The sequence below is a fragment of the Mesorhizobium sp. P5_C1 genome (genome assembly GCF_054049815.1).
This window is the reverse complement of sequence record NZ_JBFULQ010000526.1, coordinates 1-3758: the sequence shown is the minus strand read 5'-3', so window position 1 is coordinate 3758 and position 3758 is coordinate 1. Positions and strand designations below refer to the sequence as shown.

The following is a 3758-nucleotide window of genomic DNA, read 5'->3' as shown; positions in this document are numbered from 1 at the left end:
TTCGAGCATTTTGCAGAAGACGAGGTGAGATCGCCTCGCTTCGGGATGCTCTAGCCGAGAAGACGACAGGGGTGCCATGGCTGGCCATTCACAGTTCAAGAACATCATGCACCGCAAGGGCCGCCAGGATGCGGTGCGGTCGAAAATGTTTTCCAAGCTGGCGCGCGAAATCACCGTTGCCGCCAAGAGCGGGACGCCCGATCCATCGATGAACCCGCGCCTGCGCCTGGCCGTGCAGAACGCCAAGGCGGTGTCGATGCCGAAGGACAACATCCAGCGCGCCATCAACAAGGCCTCGATGGGCGATGCCGAGAATTACGAAGCCGTGCGCTATGAGGGCTATGGACCCGGCGGCGTCGCGGTCATCGTCGAAGCGCTGACCGACAACCGCAACCGTTCGGCCTCGAACGTGCGCGCCGCCTTCACCAAGGCCGGCGGGGCGATGGGCGAAACCGGTTCGGTGTCGTTCATGTGGGATCGTGCCGGCGAGATCTATTATCCGGCATCGGCTGGCAGCGCTGATAAGGTGATGGACGCGGCGATTGAAGCCGGCGCCGACGACGTGGAATCCGATGAGGAAGGCCACACGATCTACTGCGCTTTCGAGAATCTCGGCGAAGTGTCGAAGGCGCTGGAAGCCTCGCTCGGTGAAGCTGAATCGGTGAAGCCGATCTGGAAGCCGCAGAACAGCGTTCCGGTCGACGAGGATCGGGCACAGTCGCTGATGAAGCTGGTCGCCACGCTCGAGGATGACGATGACGTTCAAAGCGTCTACGCCAACTTCGAAGTCGACGACGAGACCATGGCCAAGCTCAGCGCGGCATGAGCGGAGCTCAGCCAGAGACATGAGCGAAGCTCAGCTTCCCGCCATCCGCATCACCTATTGCACGCAGTGCCAGTGGCTGCTGCGTGCCGGCTGGATGGCGCAGGAGCTGTTGTCGACCTTCGGCACCGATCTGGGCGAAGTGACGCTGGTGCCCGGCACCGGCGGCATCTTCACCATTTCCTGCAATGATACGCTGGTCTGGGACCGCGAGCGCGACGGCGGCTTTCCGGAAGCGGCCAAGCTCAAGCAACTGGTCCGTGATGTCATCGACCCAGATCGCGATCTCGGCCATTCCGACCGCAAGGGTCATACGCAAGAAGACCCCGCCTGAGCAGGATCTTTTGCATTTCGCAGAACGCTTCTCTCTTTGTCTCGACGCAAATCCGGACGGTTACGCACTTTTCCTGGAGTTGCTTAGAGCAACGAGAGAATGAAGCAGGCCATCGCCATGATGGCGGTGATGGTGCGGACATGGTTCCACATCACCCATTGGCTCAGATGGTTCGCCCACACAGCGGCGCCGTTGCTGCTGGCCGGGTCGACGGCGGCGAGCGCATCGTTGAGCGGCACGTTGAAGATCATGGTCACGATCGGATTGCCGATCAGGTAGATCACCGCGCCGGCAAGCAACCAGTACGAGCCGGACTGGCTCCAGCCCATGATGGCGGCGGCGATAAGCACCAGACAGAGCAGGCCAGTACCGAAAAGCGCCGTCATGAAGGTCGGGGTGATCACCGTGACGTTGATCGAATTCATCGCCGCGATGCCGCTGGGGACGGGCAGTCGAGCAAGCGCCGCCATGACGAAATTGGAAAAGGCGAAAAACACGCCGCCGACGACCCCCGAGCCGATTGCGGCAATGATGGTAAGGGTGGGAAGAAGTTTCGTGATCATGTCAGTTGCTCCAGATTCGGCTAGCGGCGGTTTCGGTTGCGTAGACGGAGAAGTCTTTCGGTGCACGGCCAAGCACGCGCTGGACGCCGTCGGCCAGCGTCTCGTTGCGGCCGTCAAGCACTTCGGTGAACAGCTCGTTGAGCAGCCAGGCGAATTCGGGCGGCAGGTCGTGCGCGGCCACGGCGGCGGTGAATTCTTCATGCGAAATCCTGACAAAGCGGATATCGCGCCCGGCGGCCTTGCCAATCTCGGCGACGGCGTCGGCGAAGCTCAGCAGCCGCGGCCCGGTCAGTTCATAGAGCTGGCCGGCATGCCCTGCCTCAGTCAGCACGGCAAAGGCGACGTCGGCGATGTCATCGGCATCGACGAACGGCTCGCCGACATTGCCGACCGGCAAAGCCACTTCGCCCTCAGCCAAGGACTCGACAAGGAAGCCTTCGCTGAAGTTCTGCGAGAACCAGGCGCAGCGCAGGATCGTCCAGTCGGCGCCAGAGGCCTTCAGCATCTCTTCGGAACGCTGGGCTTCCACCTCGCCACGCCCGGACAGCAGCACCAGCCGGGTGATGCCGTTTTGTACGGCAAGCCTGGCGAAGGCGCCGATCACCTCGGCGGCACCCGGCACGGCCAGATCGGGATAGTAGCTGATGTAGACGGCGCTGACGCCTTGCATTGCCGGGCCCCAGGTCGCGGGGACCTCCCAGTCGAAGCGCGGGGTGCCCGAGCGCGATCCGATGCGCACCGGCACGCCTTGCGCCGTCAACCGCTCGGCAAGGCGGCGGCCGGTCTTGCCGGTGCCGCCGAGGATCAGGATGGGTTTTGTTGTCGTGTTGTTCATAGCTGTTTTCCTCTGTTTCAAAACATGAGTAATCCTCACATTTGCAAAACGTGATAAACCCTCGTATTTTGCGAGTCAAGCGATTTTGTTGGCATTGGAGATAACCATGGAAGACACGGCCGCGCCGGTTTCGTCACAGGAGCAGATTGCTTCGCCGCGCCGGGCGCCGAGCCAGCAGCGCAGCCGCGAGCGGGTCGAACGCATGCTCGCCGCCGCCTCGGCGCTGATTGCCGAGCAAGGCAGCGACGCCATGCGCATGGGCGAAGTGGCGGAACGGGCAGGGGTGTCGATCGGCTCGCTCTACCAGTTCTTTCCGGACAAGCGGGCGATCGTCTGGGCGCTGGCCGAGCGCTACACCGCCGAAAGCCAGGCGTGCATCTCGGCGGCACTCGCCGATGTCGGCGACGCCGAAGGCCTGCGCCAAGCGTTTTCGGAGCTGGTCGATATCTACTACGGGCTGTTCTTGGCCGAGCCGGTGATGCGCGACATCTGGTCGGGCACGCAGGCCGACAAGGCGCTGCGCCAACTCGAACTCGCCGACAGCCGGGCCAACGCCGAATTCCTCACCGCGGTGCTGAAGCGGCTGCGGCCGGCAGTCGATCCGACGGCGCTGGAAACCACGGCGTTCCTGGTCTGGCAGATGGGCGAGGCCGCCGTCCGGCTGGCGATCTCGGTCGACAGGCAAGAGGGCGACAGACTGGTGGTTGCTTACAAGCGGATGGCGCTGCGGGAACTGTTGGCCGAGTAGGACGCGATGGAAGGTCGAATGCGGTCAACAAAAAAACCCGCCACAAGGGCGGGTTTTTCGATCTGCGAAAAAGGTCGTCGGGCTTAGAGGCCGAAACCTTCGAAACGCTTCTTGAACTTCGACAGGCGACCGCCGCGGTCGAGCAGGGTCTGCTGGCCGCCGGTCCAGGCCGGGTGGGTCGTCGGGTCGATATCGAGGTTCATCGTATCGCCTTCCTTGCCCCAGGTCGAACGGGTCATGTATTCGGTGCCGTCGGTCATGACGACCTTGATGGTGTGGTAATCGGGATGGATGTCGGTCTTCATGGTTCGGTTCCTGGCTTGCCGGCGCTRCCGACGGGCATAAGCCTGCGTCGATGCGCCCCTTTTTTAAACTCGAAGCCGCAGCTATTGAGGAGCCACGGCTTCTAAAACGGTCGGCGAGCCTATACATCAGCCGGAATTGAATCACAAGGC

Annotated in this window: 6 protein-coding genes; 3 read left to right on the top strand and 3 right to left on the bottom strand. The window is 62.5% G+C overall.

Going from position 1 to position 3758, the window contains the following annotated elements; genetic code table 11:
* The first annotated feature begins 76 nt into the window (after window positions 1-76).
* Together ACXJ7R_RS27200 and ACXJ7R_RS27195 are read left to right on the top strand one after the other, a co-directional pair.
* Window positions 77-826 carry a YebC/PmpR family DNA-binding transcriptional regulator gene (locus tag ACXJ7R_RS27200; RefSeq protein ID WP_184872386.1) on the top strand — a complete coding sequence of 250 codons (750 nt, stop codon included), beginning with the start codon at window positions 77-79 and terminating at the stop codon, window positions 824-826.
* A gap of 19 nt (window positions 827-845) precedes the next feature.
* Window positions 846-1157, top strand: coding sequence for a SelT/SelW/SelH family protein (locus ACXJ7R_RS27195; RefSeq protein WP_457154519.1), 312 nt, complete (start codon window positions 846-848; stop codon window positions 1155-1157).
* A gap of 83 nt (window positions 1158-1240) precedes the next feature.
* On the opposite strand, the gene ACXJ7R_RS27190 is transcribed toward ACXJ7R_RS27195, so the two are convergent.
* Together ACXJ7R_RS27190 and ACXJ7R_RS27185 are read right to left on the bottom strand one after the other, a co-directional pair.
* The gene (locus ACXJ7R_RS27190; protein WP_457154518.1) at window positions 1241-1720 is read right to left on the bottom strand and encodes an anthrone oxygenase family protein; all 480 of its coding nucleotides are present in this window, start codon (window positions 1718-1720) and stop codon (window positions 1241-1243) included.
* A gap of 1 nt (window position 1721) precedes the next feature.
* On the bottom strand, window positions 1722-2555 hold the full coding sequence (locus ACXJ7R_RS27185) for an NAD(P)H-binding protein (RefSeq protein WP_457154517.1): 834 nt from the start codon (window positions 2553-2555) through the stop codon (window positions 1722-1724).
* A gap of 106 nt (window positions 2556-2661) precedes the next feature.
* Between ACXJ7R_RS27185 and ACXJ7R_RS27180 the strand changes: the two genes are divergently transcribed.
* Complete coding sequence (locus ACXJ7R_RS27180; RefSeq protein WP_457154516.1) at window positions 2662-3303, top strand: TetR family transcriptional regulator; 642 nt, start codon at window positions 2662-2664, stop codon at window positions 3301-3303.
* A gap of 83 nt (window positions 3304-3386) precedes the next feature.
* Here ACXJ7R_RS27180 and rpmE read toward each other — a convergent pair whose 3' ends face one another.
* A complete protein-coding gene (gene rpmE, locus ACXJ7R_RS27175) occupies window positions 3387-3608 on the bottom strand; it encodes a 50S ribosomal protein L31 (RefSeq protein ID WP_006327661.1) in 222 nt (73 codons plus the stop codon).
* Between the last annotated feature and the right edge of the window lie 150 nt (window positions 3609-3758).